The organism is Brevundimonas diminuta (genome assembly GCF_050310045.1).
Classification (GTDB): domain Bacteria; phylum Pseudomonadota; class Alphaproteobacteria; order Caulobacterales; family Caulobacteraceae; genus Brevundimonas; species Brevundimonas diminuta_F.
In genome coordinates, this window is record NZ_CP190005.1 from 2492026 (window position 1) to 2508925 (window position 16900).

Annotated in this window: 18 protein-coding genes and 1 pseudogene; 6 read left to right on the forward strand and 13 right to left on the reverse strand. The window is 67.2% G+C overall.

Annotated elements, in window-relative coordinates; translation table 11 throughout:
• Positions 1-2 precede the first annotated feature (2 nt).
• Together ACORJG_RS11970 and ACORJG_RS11975 are read left to right on the forward strand one after the other, a co-directional pair.
• A complete protein-coding gene (locus tag ACORJG_RS11970) occupies positions 3-1040 on the forward strand; it encodes a quinone-dependent dihydroorotate dehydrogenase (RefSeq protein ID WP_427789291.1) in 1038 nt (345 codons plus the stop codon).
• 67 nt (positions 1041-1107) lie between these two features.
• Positions 1108-2988 (forward strand): ATP-binding protein, encoded by a 1881-nt coding sequence (locus ACORJG_RS11975; RefSeq protein ID WP_427789293.1) that lies wholly within the window; start codon positions 1108-1110, stop codon positions 2986-2988.
• On the opposite strand, the gene ACORJG_RS11980 is transcribed toward ACORJG_RS11975, so the two are convergent.
• A complete protein-coding gene (locus tag ACORJG_RS11980) occupies positions 2985-3407 on the reverse strand; it encodes a very short patch repair endonuclease (RefSeq protein WP_427789295.1) in 423 nt (140 codons plus the stop codon). The two genes, ACORJG_RS11975 and ACORJG_RS11980, sit on opposite strands and share 4 nt — an antisense overlap.
• Before the next feature lie 23 nt (positions 3408-3430).
• Positions 3431-3919, reverse strand: a complete 489-nt coding sequence (locus ACORJG_RS11985) for a peroxiredoxin (protein ID WP_346528700.1) — start codon at positions 3917-3919, stop codon at positions 3431-3433.
• A gap of 149 nt (positions 3920-4068) precedes the next feature.
• Here ACORJG_RS11985 and ACORJG_RS11990 point away from each other — a divergent pair, with 149 nt between their 5' ends.
• Positions 4069-4638, forward strand: a complete 570-nt coding sequence (locus ACORJG_RS11990) for a YqgE/AlgH family protein (RefSeq protein ID WP_427789296.1) — start codon at positions 4069-4071, stop codon at positions 4636-4638.
• Between the two features lie 7 nt (positions 4639-4645).
• On the opposite strand, the gene ACORJG_RS11995 is transcribed toward ACORJG_RS11990, so the two are convergent.
• The 11 genes from ACORJG_RS11995 to coxB form a co-directional block, all read right to left on the reverse strand.
• Positions 4646-6319 carry a putative bifunctional diguanylate cyclase/phosphodiesterase gene (locus ACORJG_RS11995; RefSeq protein ID WP_427789298.1) on the reverse strand — a complete coding sequence of 558 codons (1674 nt, stop codon included), beginning with the start codon at positions 6317-6319 and terminating at the stop codon, positions 4646-4648.
• Complete coding sequence (locus ACORJG_RS12000) at positions 6316-6936, reverse strand: GNAT family N-acetyltransferase (RefSeq protein WP_427789300.1); 621 nt, start codon at positions 6934-6936, stop codon at positions 6316-6318. The genes ACORJG_RS11995 and ACORJG_RS12000 overlap by 4 nt, the downstream gene beginning before the upstream one ends.
• A gap of 45 nt (positions 6937-6981) precedes the next feature.
• Positions 6982-8196, reverse strand: coding sequence for a M16 family metallopeptidase (locus ACORJG_RS12005; RefSeq protein ID WP_427793037.1), 1215 nt, complete (start codon positions 8194-8196; stop codon positions 6982-6984).
• A gap of 65 nt (positions 8197-8261) precedes the next feature.
• The gene (locus tag ACORJG_RS12010; RefSeq protein ID WP_427789302.1) at positions 8262-8972 is read right to left on the reverse strand and encodes an SURF1 family protein; all 711 of its coding nucleotides are present in this window, start codon (positions 8970-8972) and stop codon (positions 8262-8264) included.
• Positions 8965-9333, reverse strand: a complete 369-nt coding sequence (locus tag ACORJG_RS12015; protein ID WP_427789304.1) for a DUF983 domain-containing protein — start codon at positions 9331-9333, stop codon at positions 8965-8967. The genes ACORJG_RS12010 and ACORJG_RS12015 overlap by 8 nt, the downstream gene beginning before the upstream one ends.
• 59 nt (positions 9334-9392) lie before the next feature.
• A complete protein-coding gene (locus ACORJG_RS12020; protein WP_427789306.1) occupies positions 9393-10271 on the reverse strand; it encodes a cytochrome c oxidase subunit 3 in 879 nt (292 codons plus the stop codon).
• Between the two features lie 54 nt (positions 10272-10325).
• Entirely contained in the window at positions 10326-10889 is a 564-nt protein-coding gene (locus ACORJG_RS12025) for a cytochrome c oxidase assembly protein (protein ID WP_427789308.1), read from the reverse strand.
• The gene (locus ACORJG_RS12030; RefSeq protein ID WP_427789310.1) at positions 10886-11146 is read right to left on the reverse strand and encodes a hypothetical protein; all 261 of its coding nucleotides are present in this window, start codon (positions 11144-11146) and stop codon (positions 10886-10888) included. Before ACORJG_RS12030 ends, ACORJG_RS12025 begins: the two co-directional genes overlap by 4 nt.
• 3 nt (positions 11147-11149) lie before the next feature.
• Positions 11150-12118, reverse strand: a complete 969-nt coding sequence (gene cyoE, locus ACORJG_RS12035; RefSeq protein ID WP_427789312.1) for a heme o synthase — start codon at positions 12116-12118, stop codon at positions 11150-11152.
• A gap of 62 nt (positions 12119-12180) precedes the next feature.
• Entirely contained in the window at positions 12181-13827 is a 1647-nt protein-coding gene (gene ctaD / locus ACORJG_RS12040; protein WP_427789314.1) for a cytochrome c oxidase subunit I, read from the reverse strand.
• Positions 13828-13850: 23 nt separating this feature from the next.
• Complete coding sequence (coxB, locus tag ACORJG_RS12045) at positions 13851-14804, reverse strand: cytochrome c oxidase subunit II (RefSeq protein ID WP_427793038.1); 954 nt, start codon at positions 14802-14804, stop codon at positions 13851-13853.
• 259 nt (positions 14805-15063) lie between these two features.
• Here coxB and ACORJG_RS12050 point away from each other — a divergent pair.
• From ACORJG_RS12050 to ACORJG_RS12060, 3 genes and pseudogenes are all read left to right on the forward strand, one after another.
• Positions 15064-15381 (forward strand): annotated as a pseudogene (locus ACORJG_RS12050) (PadR family transcriptional regulator); the annotation flags it as partial.
• Between the two features lie 107 nt (positions 15382-15488).
• Positions 15489-16055, forward strand: a complete 567-nt coding sequence (locus ACORJG_RS12055; RefSeq protein ID WP_427789316.1) for a DUF1700 domain-containing protein — start codon at positions 15489-15491, stop codon at positions 16053-16055.
• Positions 16056-16078: 23 nt separating this feature from the next.
• Positions 16079-16858 carry a GIN domain-containing protein gene (locus ACORJG_RS12060; protein WP_427789317.1) on the forward strand — a complete coding sequence of 260 codons (780 nt, stop codon included), beginning with the start codon at positions 16079-16081 and terminating at the stop codon, positions 16856-16858.
• The last annotated feature ends 42 nt before the right edge of the window (positions 16859-16900 follow it).

A 16900-nucleotide genomic window follows, 5' to 3' on the forward strand; every position in this document is an offset into this window, starting at 1 on the left:
CCATGAGCCTGACCGACCTCGGCGCCGTCCTGCTGCGCCAACTCGACCCGGAAGCCGCGCACCGTCTGGCTATCCGCGCCCTGCAGATGGCGCCCCTGCCCGCGCCCGGCGCCGACGACCCGATCCTGAAGACCGTCATCGCCGGGCTGGAGATGTCCAACCCTGTGGGTCTGGCCGCCGGTCTGGACAAGAACGGCGAGGCGCTGGAGGGCCTGTCGCGCCTCGGCTTCGGGGCGGTGGAGTGCGGCTCAGTCACGCCGCGCGCCCAACCCGGCAACCCGAAACCGCGCCTGTTCCGCCTGTCGGAAGACCGGGCGATCATCAACCGCATGGGCTTCAACAACGAGGGGCTGAAGCCCTTCGGCGCCCGTCTGGCCCGACGTCCGACCCGCACCGTCATCGGCGCCAATCTGGGGGCCAACAAGGAGACCGAAGACAGGGCCGCCGACTATGTGATCGGGCTGAGGAAGCTGGCGGGACTGACCGACTATTTCACCGTCAACATCTCCTCGCCCAACACGCCGGGCCTGCGCGCCCTGCAGGGACGCGAGGCGCTGGACGATCTGCTGGGCCGTATCCATGAGGCCCGCCCTGCCGACGGCGCGCCCGTCTTCCTGAAGATCGCGCCCGACCTGATCGGCGAAGAGATCGGCATGATCGTCGAGGCCTCCATCGCCCACGGCATCGACGCCCTGATCGTGTCCAACACGACGCTGGAGCGGCCCGCCGCGTTGCGCTCCGGCTGGAAGGGCGAGGCCGGCGGCCTGTCGGGCGCCCCGCTGAAACCCTTCGCCCAGAAGGCGCTTGAGGCGGCGGCCGAGGCGGCGGGCGGGCGCCTTCCGCTGATCGCCGTGGGGGGCATCGCCGACGGCGCCGACGCCTGGGCGCGCATCCGCGCGGGCGCATCCGCCGTTCAGATCTATTCGGGCCTGATCTATGAAGGCCCCGGCATGATCGGCCGGATCAAGCGCGATCTGGCGGAGCGCCTGCGCGCCGAGGGCTTTTCCAGCATGGCCGAGGCCTCCGCCGCCCGAAATTGACGGAGCATTAGGCCTCGCTCGCCATGATGCGGAACGAGGGGCGGCCGTCGCCCGTTCGGATCGCCTGATGCTGCAGACCGAATTATCCCGGACGGGGTGGGCCTCTGCCATCCGTCAGCGGCACAGGATGCTGCCGCAGCGACTGGTCGTGGGCCCGGCCTGCGCCCTGCTGTTCAGCACCATTCTGGGTCTGCCGATCTGCCTGAGATGGCTGACAGTTTATATGCTGATGCAGGCGGTCGAGTTCGCCGTCTTCCGGCCCGTCATCCGCAACAAGGGTTTTGCGCCGCAGGGCTGGCGGCGCGGTCTGGGCGATATGGCGCTTCTGGCCAACACCGCCGCCTATGCCTTCATCGCCGTGCCTCTGTGGCTGATCGGCGGGGTGCCGGGCGGGGTGGTCGCCACCCTGCTGCTGGCGACCGGGGCCATCAATTCGGTGATCGCTTCATCCGGCAATCTGCGCGTCTTCATCTGGACCGTGCTGCCGCAGGTCAGCGTGCTGGCCATGACGCCGTTTTTCCTGGCGCGATGGGGCGTGGAAGGGCGCTTTCTGCTGCCCGTGGCCATCGGCGTCGTGGCCTTCATCTTCTTCTGCCTGACCACCCGCAGCCGCCTTCACGCCGCCGGCGTCGCCGAGGCCAGAGCGCTGAAGGAAGCCGAGGACAAACGCCGTCAGGCCGAGGCCGTCATGGAGGGGCGCAGCGCCCTTCTGGCCGCCGTCGCCCACGACCTTCGCACGCCCATCGGCGCAATTCTGACGGGCGTCCACACGCTTCACACCGTCGCCCGATCCTCCACCGCCCGCCAGCAGGTCGCCATGATCGAGGACGCGGGGGTGATGATGAAGGATCTGCTGGACGACCTGCTGGATCATGCCCGTCTCGACGCCGGGCGGATGACGGTCGAGATTCAGGATTTCGATCTGCGCGACCTGCTGAACCACACCCTGCGCCTGTGGCAGGGCACGGTCAGAGCCAAGGGCCTGCGCCTGCGTATCGACGGCTCGCGCTATATGCCGACGATGGTGCGCGGCGACGCCATGCGCCTGCGTCAGGTGCTGAACAATCTGATCTCCAACGCCGTCAAGTTCACTGACGAAGGCAGCATCACCGTGCGCCTGTGTTCATGGCGGGACGAAGCGTCGGATCATGTACTGCTGGTCGATGTCGCCGATACCGGCCCGGGCATGACGCCGATGCAGATGGCCCGTCTGTTCACCCCATTCGACCAGACCGCCGACGGCGTCGCCGCCCGGTATGGCGGATCGGGGCTGGGGCTGGCGATCAGCCGCGATCTGGTCGAACTGATGGGCGGGCGGCTGACGGTGCGCAGCGACCCCAGTCGCGGCTCGACCTTCACCCTGGCGCTGGTGCTGGGCGAAAGCGATGCCGTGCGTGCGCCCTTGCCTGCCGTCCCGGCGCCTGAGCCAGCGCCCATGTCTGCGCCCGCCCCGCGCCCTGCGCGGCGCCAGACGCCGCCGGTGGCGGCTGCATCGCTACAGGCCGCCGCTGCTCCCTCTTCATCCGAAGAGAGCGAAGCCCTGCGCGTGCTGGTGGTCGACGATCATGACATCAACCGCCGCGCCATTCAGGTGATTCTGCAGGCCGTCGACTGCCGCCTGACCATGGCCGAGAACGGGCTGGCCGCCTTGACGGCCTGTGAGGGCGACGCCTTCGACGTCATCTTCATGGATGTGCGGATGCCCGAACTGGACGGGCGCGAGACGACGCGGCGCCTGCGCGCGGGCGGCGGCCCGAACGCGGCCACCCCGGTCATCGCCGTCACCGCCGACACCTCGCCCGAAGATATTCAGGCCTGTCTGGACGCAGGCATGAACCATTTCGTGGCCAAACCCCTGACGCCGACCGTCCTGCTGAACACATTGGGGCAGGCGCTGGAGAACGCTCCGGCTGAGGCTTCGGCGCCAAGCGCCCGATCCGTCGCCTAGGCCGGGTCCGGTCCGTGGCTCACACGGGCCAACAGGTCCGTCCCCCAGTCCGGCGTCTTCATCGCGCATTCCCACACGGTCAGCACACGCCAGCCCGCTGCCTCAAGTTCAGTCGTGACGCGAGCATCGCGCGCCCGGTTGCGCTCGATCTTGGCGATCCAGTAGTCGGCGTTGGAGCGGGGCTGGCGCGCCCCGCGCGGGCAGTCATGGCCGTGCCAGAAACAGCCGTGGACGAACAGGACGATGCGCCGCCCCTTCATCACCACATCGGGTCGACCGGGCAGGCCGCAACCGCCCAGCCGATAGCCGATCCCGACGCCCCGCAGCAGGCGCCGGACCTTCATCTCGGGCGCGGTGTCGCGCCCCTTCACCCGGCGCATGACGGCGCTGCGTTTTTCCGGGGTGAAGACGTCGCCCATGGTTCAATAAGCGACGCCGGTCATCACAGCTGGGCCAGCAGGTGCTCGGCCGAAGAGACCTTAAACTCGCCGCCCTGCTCGATGTTGAGCTGGTCGATCACGCCGTCCTTGACCAACATGGAATAGCGCTGCGAGCGCTCGCCCATGCCGAAGCCCTTAGCGTCCAGCGCCAGGCCCACGGCGCGGGTGAAGTCGCCGTTGCCGTCGGCCAGCATGACCACGTCGTCGGCGCCGTTCAGATCATTGGCCTTGGCCCAAGCGCCCATGACGAAGGCGTCGTTGACCGAAACGCAGGCGACCGTGTCCACGCCCTTGCCCGCCAGATCGGCGCGATGGTCGACATAGCCCGGCAGGTGGCGCGCCGAGCAGGTCGGGGTGAAGGCGCCCGGCACGGCGAACAGGGCGACCGTCTTGCCGCCGAACAGCTCGGCCGTCGTGACCGGCTTGGGGCCGTCGGGCGTCATGGTCGTCAGGGTCGCGTCGGGAATGCGGTCGCCGATCTTGATGGTCATGTCGGGAGGTCTCCGGGAGTTCGCGCCGGACGATCCGGGGCAATGGCTTTCAGATAGAGATGCGCGCCCCAAAGGCCAAGCGCGCCCTGGCCTGAGAGCGGCCTTGAGAATGGCTTGCGCCCGCCGGCGTCCGCCCCGATGATAGGGCCATGACCGCCTTCTCCTCCCTGACCGGGCGTCTTCTGGTGGCGATGCCGGGTATAGACGACGATCGATTCCGCCACGCCGTGATCCTGATCTGCGCCCACGACGACGAACACGCCCTGGGCCTGCGCCTGGACCAGCCCGCGCCGGGCGTATCCCTGGCCGAAGTCCTAGAGAAACTGGACACGCCCCTCGGCGACGCCGGGCGTGACCGCTCGGTGCTGATCGGCGGCCCGGTCGAGCGCGAGCGCGGCTTCGTCCTGCACACCGCCGACTGGACCAGCGATGAGACCAGCCTGACCTTCGGCGACGGTCTGGCCCTGACCGGCACCCGCGACGCCCTGGCCGCCATGGCCGACATCGAGGACGGCCCCAGCCGCGCCATCCTGCTGCTGGGCTATGCCGGATGGGGCGAAGGTCAGTTGGAAGAAGAGCTGAACGAGAACGTCTGGCTGACGGCGGACGCCGATCCGGCCCTGATCTTCGACGACGACTACGACACCAAATGGAGCCGCGCACTCGCCGCCCTGGGCGTCGACGCCGCCCGCTTGTCGAGCCAGAGCGGGCGGGCCTAAGTCTGCTTTAGATTGAACGCGCCTTGATGGGCGCGGCGCCGTCGGCGAGGGATTCGTTCAGATAGACCTCGGCTTCCTGCGCCGGCAGGGCAGGCGCATAGCCGAAACCCTGACCATAGTGGCAGCCGTCGTCCAGCAGCAACTGGGCCAGAGAGGCGTTCTCGACCCCCTCGGCCACCACCTCCAGCGCCAGGTCGCGACCCAGGTTGACGACGGATCTGACGATCTTGGCCGAGCCTTCGTCCTTGTCCATCGTCAGCACGAAATAGCGGTCGATCTTCAGCGTATCGAACGGCAGCTTGGCCAGATAGGACAGGGACGAGAAGCCCGTCCCGAAGTCGTCCAGCGCCAGACTGGCCCCCGCCTCGCGCAGAGCCTTCAGCACCTCGGCGGCGCGCGTGGTGTCGCGCATGATGTCGCCCTCGGTGACTTCCAGCTTCAGGGCGCCGCGCGGCAGGCCCGCCTCCTTGATGATGCGGGCGACGTCATCAACCAGATGAGGGCGCTCGATCTCGCCTACCGACAGGTTGACGCTGCAGAACAGCCGCCCGGCGCCGGGATGGCGGTGCAGCCACTCGGCCAGCTGGCGCGCCGCCTCGGTCATCATCAGCAGGCCCAGTTCGTTCATCAGGCCCATTTCGTCGGCCAGAGTCAGGAACTCATCCGGCGGCACCAGACCGCGCCGAGGATGTCGCCAGCGCGCCAGCGCCTCGAAGCCCGCCACGGCGCCGCTGTTCAGATTGACGATCGGCTGGAAGAAGGGCTCGATCTCGCCGCGCACGAAGGCGTTGCGCAGGTCCGCCTCCAGCGCCAGACGCGACAGGCTGTCGCTTTCCAGCGCGCGGCCGTAGGCGGCGGCCCCGCCGCGCCCGGCCTGCTTGGCCTGCTCCACCGCCAGTTCGACCCGGCGCAGCAGTTCGGCGGCGTCCGGCGCGTCCGGCCCGCCCTCGGCCGTCACGGCGCCAATGGACAGGGTCGGATAGATATCGAAGCCCGCCAGCCGCAAAGGCTGCTCCAGCGCCTCACGCAGGCGTTCGCTGCCGCTGGCGCCGCTGCCGCCGCGCCGCACCAGAATGGCGAACTCGTCCTCGCCGATGCGGGCGGGGGCGCATTCCTCGGGGAAGGCCGCCGACAGGCGCGAGCCGAGCGCCGACAGCACCAGATCGGCGCGCTCATGCCCCAGCGCCTCGTTCAGGCGACGCAGCCGATCCAGATCGGCCACCACCATCTCATAGTCGCCCGGCGTCCCCAGCGCTTCAGCCACGCGGACCAGAAAGGTGCGACGGTCCAGCAGGCCGGTCAGCGTATCGCGGTCCGCACCTGCGAACTTGGTCTCCAGCGCGACGATGCCCGCCGCGCGCAAGCCGTCCTCCAGCCAGACGCCGCGCCACAGACAGGTCTCGCAGCCGCGCATACGCAGGCGCACGGCGATCTCCGTCCCCTCGGCCTGAGGCTTCAGCAGGCGGTCGGCCAGGGCGCGGTCCTGCGGCAGGGTCAGGGCGGCGAAGGCCGCGCCCGAGCATTGCGGCGCCAGCGGGCCAAGCCCCAGCGGCCGGGTCGCGCCGGTAAAGCGGATCTGGTCCTCGGACGGGGTCCAGATCCACAGGGCCGCGTCGGCCGCGGCCAGGGCCTCGATCGCCGTCGTCGGGTCCCACGTCAGCGCTCTGGATCGTGTGCTCAAAGCGTGTCCGATACTCTGACAGGATGGGAGGGGGTCGCAGCGAACTCCTCCCCGAGAACGCCGAACAGCAGATGATCTGCCCAGCGACCGTTAATTTTCAAATAAGCCCGCGCCAGCCCCTCCTGACGGAAACCGGCCTTTTCCAGCACGCGCCGCGAGGGCTGATTGGTCGGCACGCAGGCCGCCTCGACCCGATGCAGTTTCAGCGGTCCAAAGGCATGGGCCAGCATGGTCTGCACCGCCGCAGTGCCGACGCCGCGCCCTGAATACGGGCGACCGACCCAGTAGCCGAGGGTGCCCGTCTCCGCCACGCCGCGCCGGATGTTGGACAGGGTGATGGCGCCCATCAAGGCCTCGTCAGACGGATCGAACACGAACAGGGGCCAGGCCGTGCCCAGTTCCATCTCGCGCGCATAGACGCCCAGACGGCGGCGATAGGCGGCGCGCGTCAGGTCGTCGTCACCCCACGCCGGCTCCCACGGCTGAAGATAGTCGCGCGACACATCGCGCAGCGACGCCCACGCCAGATAGTCGGAAGGGCGCGGCGCGCGCAGCAGGACGCCCCGTCCGCTCAGGACCGGTCCGGTCGCCTCCGCCATCCAGTCGAACAGGGCCATGGCTCAAGAATAGCGCGATGCGAGCGCCGCGTCAGCAGACGCCGCTCATCCCGCCGCCATCCTCTGCCGGAAGGCGCGCCCGGCGCTTCCCGCCGCGCGTGGTCCCAGCACCGCCGTCGCCGACAGGCCCGGCGCCGCCATGGCCTGCCCGACCTCTCGCAGGTCCTGCGCCGTCTGTGCGTCGATGCGGGCCGCGCTGCTCTCGGACGAGACGGGGGCGCCGAACACCAGCGTCTGCCCCGCCAGTCGGCCCGAACGGCTGGCCGGGCTCTCATCGGCCATCCACAGGCTGGCGTTCAGCACGGCCTTGGCGCGGGCCAGCTCCTGTTCGGTCGGACCTTTCTCGGCCAGATCCAGAATCTCGACGGCGCACAGTTCGGCCAGTTCGGTCGACCGCTCGGCCGCCGCCCCGGCATAGACGCCCAGCAGGCCCTGATCGTCATAGGTCTCGTGATAGGCGTCGACCGCATAGGCCAGGCCGCGATCCTCACGCGCGCTCTGGAACAGGCGCGAGGCCATGCCCCCGCCCAGGATTTCCGTAAACAGGCGAAGCGCCGGAAGGCGCGAATCACGCGCCCCCAGACTGGGCAGTTGAAACACCAGATTGGCCTGTTCGATCTTGCGCGCCAGCCGGGCCTCTCCGCCCGAGAATACCGCGGGCGTCGCCGCAGCGGCAGGAGCGGGCGTCGCATGGCCGAACCATGTCTCCGCCAGCATCAGCAGTTCGGCCTCCTCGACCGCGCCGGACACCGCCACCACCATCCGGTCCGGCGAATAGAGCTGTGAGCGCCACTCGCCCACCGCCGCCTTGTCCGCAGGAGCCAGGCTGGCGACCGAGCCCAGGATGTGCCGCCCCAGCGACTGACCGGCATAGGCCTGGCTCTGGGCCATTTCGAAGACGTGGTCGTCGGGAGTGTCGAAGGCCTCGGCGATCTCTTGAGCCACCACGTCCTTTTCGCGCTCGATCTCCTCGGGCGACAGGGTCGGACGGAACACCAGATCCGACAGAACCTGCATGGCCAGCGGCAGGCTGCCCTTCAGGGCGCGAATGTCGAAGCTGGTGCGTTCATAGCCGGTGGCGGCGTTGATCGAGCCGCCCTCAGCCTCGATGCGCTCGACGATATCGCGCGCGCCCATGTCGCCCGCCCCCTTAAAGACCAGATGCTCCAGCAGGTGCGACCAGCCCGAACGGGCTTCGTCCTCCATGCGGGCGCCGCCGTTGACGGCCACGGTCACCGCAATGGTGCGCAGGCCCGGCATGGGGTCGCACACGACGCGCACGCCGTTGGACAGGGTGTGAAGGCGAGCAGTCAGATCGATGATCCTCAGGAAGAACGATAACGGCGGACCAGAATGGCCGCATAGAAGCCCACCAGCACGGCAGCCAGGCCGAACCAGGTCAAGGCGTAGCCCAGGTGGTTGTTGCTGAAGGCGGCGGGCGGCGCCACGGGGCGCAGGGCCTTGATCTCGGGATTGGCCGCCGTGACGGCATAGAAGGTATAGGGCGACACCGCCCCGGTCACGCCAAGCGCGCGGACCATGGCCTCGCCGTCGCGGCCATAGAAGACACGGCCCGCAGGCGCTGGCGTCATGGCGTTCGGCGGCGGCGCGCGGCGCACGACAGCGGCGACCACGACCGGCATGTCGGCCTCTGCGTTCACGGCCGGGCGTTCGTCGCTCTCGGCTGGGATGAAGCCGCGATCGACCAGCAGCGTCCCGTGCCCCTCGACCGCGCAAGCCGAGACCAGCCGCACGCCCGCATCGCCATCCTCAATGGTTTGAAGCTCGACGAAGGGCGCCGTGTTCAGCCCCCGGCAGGTCAGCAGCGCCTGACGGAACTCCGGGTTCTCCAGCGCCAGCACCTCGGCCAACGCCGCAGGCGCCTGACGGGCCGCCGCTTCTGATCGGTCGATCAGGTCCAGCTTCCACTGCAGCCGCTGCGACTGCCACACGCCCAGCGTCAGCAGCACGCCCAGCAGCACGACCACAGCGAGGGTCAGAACGATCGGGAAACGCGGCCGGGCGGCGTCAGTCATCGGCAGTCTCGGATGGAATGGCGTCGCGCTGACGCAGAATCTGAAGCGCGGTCATCAACCCCTTTCCCGGCCGCATCAAGGCCACGGCCAGGACGGCCACCAACGGCAGCCAGATGATCAGGTGCAGCCAGATGGGCGGGCTCCAGGCGATTTCAACCGCCAGCGCCGAAAAGCCGACCAGAAAGCCCGCGATCTGCATGATGAAGGTGGCGGCGCCGTCGCCCGTCTCCACCGCGCCGAGGTCGAAACCGCAGGCTTCGCATCGCGCCCGGCGCTTCAGGAACCCCTCGAACAGGGCGCCGCGTCCACAGGCCGGGCACCGCCCTGTCAGCCCTGCGCGAATGGTAGGCCAGACAAGCAAATCGGCGCGGGGCTTCTGGCCCCGCGCCGACGACAGCTCAACTTGTCCGTCGCGTTCGATCAACCGAAGACGACGTACATGAAGACGAACAGGAACAGCCAGACCACGTCCACGAAGTGCCAGTACCAGGCGGCGAACTCGAGGCCGTAGTGCTTCTGCGGGGTCATCTGGCCGGCTTGCAGACGCAGCAGGCAGACGGCCAGGAAGATGGTGCCGATCAGGACGTGGAAGCCGTGGAAGCCCGTCGTCATGAAGAAGATCGAACCATACAGCTTGGCCTGAGCGGCCTGCTCGCTGAAGAACAGATGGCCGTGCAGGATGTGGTGATACTCATAGGCCTGAACACCGGTGAACAGCACGCCCAGAAGAACAGTGATCAGCAGACCCAGCTTGGCGCCCTTGCGGTCGCCCGAGATCAGGGCGTGGTGCGCCCAGGTCAGGGTCGTGCCCGACAGCAGCAGGATGACCGTGTTCAGCAGCGGCAGGCTCCACGGGTCCAGCAGCTCGACGCCCGTGGGCGGCCAGGTCTTCCAGGCGGCGGCGGTGTCCGTCCAGTTGCCGACTTCCGGGATGATGGCGCGGGCTTCATTGAAGATCGCCATGTCGAAGAACATCCAGAAGAAGGAGACGAAGAACATCACCTCCGACGCGATGAACAGCACCATGCCGTAACGCAAGCCGATGCCCACGACCGGCGTGTGGTCGCCCTTGCGGCTTTCCTTAACGACGTCCGACCACCACGAGTACATGGTGAACAGCACGCCGGCGAGGCCCGCGAAGAACAGCCATTTGGTGCCGGCTTCCATGCCGAACAGGCCCTTCATCCAGACCACGGCGCCCACAAACATCACGGCGGCGGAAAAGGCGCCGGACAGCGGCCAGGGGCTCGGGTCGACGAGGTGATAGTCGTGTTGCGGTTTCGCGTGTGCGTCGGCCATTCCCAGGGTCTCTGAAATTAAGGCGAGAGTCGTTGTTGAGGGCTATAGCCCCGGCTATCCGGCTTTGCCAACAGCGGAGTCGTTCGCCGCAGCCTGCTGGAAGCCTTTAGTTGGGAAGAAGGTGTAGCTGAGCGTGATCTGGCGCACGCCCTTCACCTCCTGATCGGTCGCCAGTTCGGGCGCCACGAAATACTGCACCGGGAAGGATTCGGTCGCGCCCGGCGCGATCTCCTGCCCCTCGAAGCAGAAGCACTGCAGCTTCTGGAAATACGGGCCTGCACGCTCGGGCACCACGTTGTAGGCCGCCGTGGCGTGGATCGGCTTGTCCGAGGTGTTGGTGACCGTGAAATAGGCCATGCCCGTCTCGCCGATATGAACCTTCTGGCTCAACTGCTCGGCCTTGAACGTCATCGGCAGGTCGCGGACGTTGGTGTCGAAGCGGATCAGAACTTCCTGCTCCAGCACCTGATTGGGCGCAGCTTCCGCCTTCTTCACCGTGCCGTCGAAACCCGTCACCTGACAGAAGATGCGGTACAGCGGCACGGCGGCGAAGCCCGCCCCCGTCATGCCTACGACCAGGGCCACGCACAGCAGGGCGACCTTGTTCTTGCTCTTCACGGTTGGATATTCTCCGTCTGCGGCGCGCCCGCATCCGGTTGGACCGGCGCCGGCAGGGCCGGATCGGCCCTTTCCAGCGTCAGCAAGGCCGCCTCTTCCGCAGCCTGACGCGCCTGGTTGTTGGCGTGCATGCGCGACACGGTCACCATATAGACCAAGGCGATGAAGGCCAGCAGGCCCAGGGCGATCGCGATGTTCCGGCGTTTGCGCGCACGAACCTGTTCATCGCTCAGCTTGATGTATTGAAGTTGGGACACGGATCAGACTCCCACGCCCGGCAGATGCTCGACCAACAGGGCCGAGAACAACGCCATCAGGTACAGAATTGAAAAGGCGAACAGGTTACGGGCCGGTTTGGCCTCGGTGCGCACATCATACAATGCGGCCTCTCGCCCCACGGCCTCGGCCTTGTCCGGCTGGTCGCCTGCGCGTGAGCGCCACAGACGCGCCGCCAGCCCCAGGAACGCAAGTCCGCCCACAGTGGACACCACCAGATAGACCGGCCCGCCCAGGCCGGTGAAGGACGGAGCAATCGCCACCGGCACGAACACAAGGCTGTAGAGCAGGATCTGCAGACGCGTGGACTTGGCGCCGCGCGCCACCGGCATCATCGGAATGCCCGCCTTGGCGTAGTCGCCCGCCGAATAGAGCGTCAGCGCCCAGGTGTGCGGCGGCGTCCACATGAAAATGATCAGGAACAGCAGCCAGGCCTGAAGCGGCGCATCCCCCGTCACGGCCGCCCACCCGATCACAGGCGGCAGGGCGCCCGCGGCGCCGCCAATGACGATGTTCTGAGGCGTCCGGCGCTTCAGCACCAGGGTATAGAGCCAGGCGTAATAGACGATGGTCAGCGCCAGCAGACCGCCCGCCAGCCAGTTGGTCGTCATGCCCAGCAGCATGACCGAAAATATCGACAGCACAGCGCCAAAGGCCATGGCGTCGTTCTTGCGCACCCGGCCGGCGGCGACCGGCCGCCCGCGCGTGCGGCGCATCAGGGCGTCAGTCTCGCCCTCCACCGCCATGTTCAGCGCACCGGCGGCGCCCGCGCCCATGGCGATGCACAGCACCGCCACAATGGCGTTGATCCAGTCCAGCCGGCCCGGCGCCACAACCAGCCCCGTAACGGCGGTGAACACCACCAGAGACATGACGCGCGGCTTCAGCAACTGGAAGAAGTCTTCCGGCTGGGCCGTCGTGATGAGAGGAACTTCGCGCTGGGTCATGGTCATAAAGAGCAAAGGCCGCCCTTCCGGTTGCAGAAGGGCGGCCTCTCCGGTCTATCCGATACGGATCAGTGGTTGTCCGCCTTGACCACGGGCAGTTCGTTGAACTGGTGGTGCGGCGGCGGCGAGGACAGGGTCCACTCCAGGGTCGTGGCGCCTTCGCCCCACGGGTTGGCCTCGGCCTTGCGGCGACGGATGGCCGACTCCAGCAGCATCACCAGGAAGACGCCGACGCCGACGATGGTGATGACATAACCCACCGACGAAACGTGGTTCCAGTAGGTGAAGGCTTCCGGATAGTCGACGTAACGACGCGGCATGCCCTGCAGGCCCAGGAAGTGCTGCGGGAAGAAGACCAGGTTCACACCGACGAACATGATCCAGAAGTGCAGCTGGCCCAGGAACTCGTTGTACTTCACCCCGAACATCTTCTCGTACCAGTAGTAGAAGGCGGCGAAGATCGAGAAGATTGCGCCCAGCGACAGCACGTAGTGGAAATGCGCCACGACGTAGTAGGTGTCGTGCAGGCTGTAGTCGATGCCGGCGTTCGACAGGACCACACCGGTCACGCCGCCGACGGTGAACAGGAAGATGAAGCCCATCGCCCACAGCATGGGCGTCTTGAAGGTGATCGAACCGCCCCACATGGTGGCGATCCAGCTGAAGATCTTCACCCCTGTGGGCACGGCGATGATCATGGTCGCGGCCACGAAATAGGCGCGCAGGTTCACGCTCATGCCGACCGTATACATGTGGTGCGCCCACACGATGAAGCCGATGAAGCCGATGGCGACCATGGCGTAGGCCATCGCGAGGTAGCCAAAGATCGGCTTCTTCGAGAAAGTCGAGACGATGTGCGAGATCATGCCGAAGCCCGGCAGGATCATGATGTACACTTCGGGGTGACCGAAGAACCAGAACAGGTGCTGGTACATCACCGGGTCGCCGCCGCCGGCCGGATCGAAGAACGAGGTGCCGAAGTTACGGTCCGTCAGCAGCATGGTGATGGCGCCCGCCAGAACCGGCAGCGACAGCAGCAGCAGGAAGGCGGTCAGCAACACGCCCCAGGCGAACAGCGGCATACGGTGCAGGGTCATGCCCGGCGCACGCATGTTGAAGATGGTGGTGATGAAGTTGATCGCGCCCAGGATCGACGAGGCGCCCGCGACGTGCAGTGAGAAGATCGCCAGGTCGAACGACGGCCCCGCGTGCCCCATGGTCGAGAGCGGCGGATAGGAGGTCCACCCCCCGCCGAAGCCGCGCCCCGGACCGCCGTCGACGAACATCGACAGGATCAGCAGGACGAAGGCGAAGAAGATCAGCCAGAACGAGATGTTGTTCAGGCGCGGAAACGCCATGTCCGGCGCCCCGATCATGATCGGGATAAAGTAGTTGCCGAACCCGCCCATGGTCGCGGGCATGACGACGAAGAACACCATGATGAGGGCGTGCGCCGTCACTGTGGCGTTATAGCCGTGTTTGGACGCTTCAACGAGGCCCAGGTACTGGATGACCGAGCCTTCCTTGAAGATCTGGATGCCCGGCTCGGCCAGTTCCCAGCGGATCAGGCCCGACAGGGCGCCGCCGACAAGGCCGGTGAAGATGGCGAACACCAGGTACAGAATCCCGATGTCTTTATGGTTGGTCGACAGGAACCAGCGGGTGAAGAAACCCGGCTTGTGGTCGTGCGGATCGTGAACAGCAGCGGTGGCCATGGGTCTGGGCTCTCGCGTCTCTCTTACTGAGCGGCCGGCGCGGCGGGCGCGGCGGCGGTTGCGGGGGCCGCAGGCGCGGCGTCGGTCGGGGCGGCAGCGTCGGCAGCCGGAGCGGCGGGCGCTTCGGCGGCGGCAGGCGCGGCTGCGGCGGCGGCCTCATCGGCGGCCTTGGTCATCGAGCCGCCCTTGGAGGCGACCCACTCGGCGAAGGCCTGTTTGCTCACCACCTTGACGTGGATCGGCATGAAGGCGTGGTCGACGCCGCACAGTTCTGAGCACTGACCGTAGTAGTCGCCTTCCTTCTCGGCGCGGAACCAGGTCTCGTTCATACGGCCCGGAACAGCGTCGACCTTGATGGCGAAGGCCGGAACGGCGACGGCGTGGATCACGTCCGAAGCCGTAATCAACAGACGGACGTTCTCGCCGACCGGCACCACCATCGGCTCGTCGGCAGCCAGACGGTACAGATGCTTGGGCGCCTTATCTTCCGGCAGCATGTTCGAGATATACTCGGCCACGCCCTGATCCGGATATTCATAAGCCCAGTTCCACTGGTTGCCGGTGATCTTCACCGTCACATCCGAGTCCGGGTAGTCGTGATAGGCGAACAGCAGGCGGAACGAGAACAGGGAGATGCCGACCAGGATCAGCACCGGCACCACGGTCCAGATCACTTCGATCAGGGTGTTGTGGCTCCACTTGGCCGCAACCGGGTTGGCGCGCTTGTTGTAGCGGATCGCGATCCACACCAGCAGCACCGCCACCAGAATGCAGATCAGGGTGATGACCGGCATCAGCACGATGTTGTGGAAGAAGTGAGCCTCATGCGCCAGGGGCGCGCCGGCCTGCTGGAAACCAATGCCTGCCGGCGTCGGCTGACCCAAGACGTCCTGCGCCATCGCCGGTGCGGCGACAAAGGCGGCAAGGGCGGTCGCGGCGAAAGCGCCCCCCAACCTTCCCAAAGCTCGCATGCCCATCCCCATTCGAGAAGTCCTTATAAACCGTTCTACAGCAGACGTTTGCGAGCAATTCGCAAGCGTCGCCGGGCCCAGTCGGACCTCGGCGTGTTCAGTGCCGGTCCTTATCGGCTCGAACCGTGCTTGCCAAGCGATCAAGAGGCCCCAGCGGCGCTGGACGCAAAAAAGCCCTCAATTAAATCGGTGTCATGTTTCGACAGCTACCTTGCATGGCAAGATACCTTGCGATACCCCCTACCCATCGAAGTAAGGGGACGCCATGTCCGAAACCATCGACATCCAACTGAAGAAAGGCGTGCTGGGACTGTGTGTCCTGGCGCTGCTCGCCCGGCGCGACAGCTACGCCTATGAAATCGCCAGCCGCCTGTCCGGCGCCATCGGCATGGGCGAAGGCACCATCTATCCGCTGATGCGGCGGATGCAGTCCGACGGCCTGGTCGAGACCTATCTGGTCGAATCATCCAGCGGCCCGTCGCGCAAATACTATCGCCTGACCGATGCGGGCCGCCGCGCCCTTGACGGCCAGACCCGCGAATGGCGCGCCTTCGCCCGCGCCGTCGAGGCCCTGATCGCCAGTGACGACGACAGCGTCGTCGCGGCGGGCGCGCCTGCTGCAACGCCCGCCCTGGCCGATCAGAGCGTGCAAACCGAATCGACCGCCCAAGCTGACAGGGGAGAGGACCAATGAACCGCGCAGAATTCCTGGCGCGCCTGCGCCGCGGCCTGGTGGGCCTGCCCGCCGCCACCGCCAATGAGATCGTGGCCGACTATGAAGCCCACTTCGCCGACGGCGCCGCCGCCGGTCGCAGCGAGGCCGAGGTGGCCGAAGCCCTGGGCGACCCCGACCGCCTGTCGCGCGAGCTGAAGGCCGAGGCCAGCGCGCAACGCTGGCGTCAGGAGCCGTCGGCGGCATCGGGCGCCGCGGCCGTATTCGGCATCCTGGGTCTGGGCGCGATCGACATCCTGATCCTGCTGCCCATCGCCCTGCCCGTCTTCGGCACGGTGCTGTCCCTGCTGCTGGGCGGGGTCGGCGTCTTCATCGCAGGCGGCTTCGTCATGGTGGCGGGCGCCTTCATGGGCCTGCCGGGCGGGGCGCTGGCCGCTGCGCTGCTGGGCGTCGGCCTGATGGGGCTTGGCATCTTCATGGTCGGAACCATGGCCCTGCTGACCAAATGGCTGATCGACGCCACCGTCTGGTACGCCCGCCTGCACTACCGCGTCATCAAACCCGCCCTGGAACCCCAGGCCTGAGCGTCAGAGAGGAGTACAAAGTCATGATCCGCAATCTGTTCATCATCTCCGGCGCGGGCCTGATCCTGGCCATCGTCGGCATCGGCGGCGCCTTCGCCGTGGGGGGCCGCGACCTGGCCCGCCACGACTGGACCTGGGTCATTACCGACGACGAGGCCACCAACAACGGTTTCAGCGTCGAACGCGGCCAGGTCGCGCCCGACATCACGCGCACCATAGAATGGACCGGCGACGACCGCCTGGCCATCAACATCCCGGCCGACGTCGTCTATGACCAACAGGCCGAGACGCCGGGCATCACCGTCTCGGGCGCCCAGAGCGTGGTCGATCGGGTGCGCTTCTCCAACGGCCGCCTGACACTGGACGAAGGCCAGCACGGCGACCGCAGCTATATCCGCTGGACCCGCACCGGCATTCGCGGCTGGAGCGAGACCGACGCCCTGAAGATCATCATCAAGGCGCCCTCGGTGAAGACCTTCGACCTGTCCGGCCCGACCGAGCTGAAGATCCGCGGCTATGACCAGCCGACGCTGGACCTGACGCTGACAGGCTCGTCCGACGTGCGCGTTCAGGGGCGCACCGGCGCCGTCAATGTCGATGCTTCCGGCGCCAGCGACGCCCGCCTTGATGAACTGATCGTCGAGGACGCCAAGGTGCGCGTCAGCGGCTCGGGCGATGTCCACATCGGTCCCAACGGCAAGGCCGACGTGGACGTCTCGGGCAGCGGCGAGGTGCGCCTGACCCGCCGCCCCGCCGAACTGCGCCAGTCCGTCAGCGGCTCGGGCGATGTGAGGCAGGACTGACAAACGCTCAAACCCTCTCCTGATGGGAGAGGGTTTTTGCTT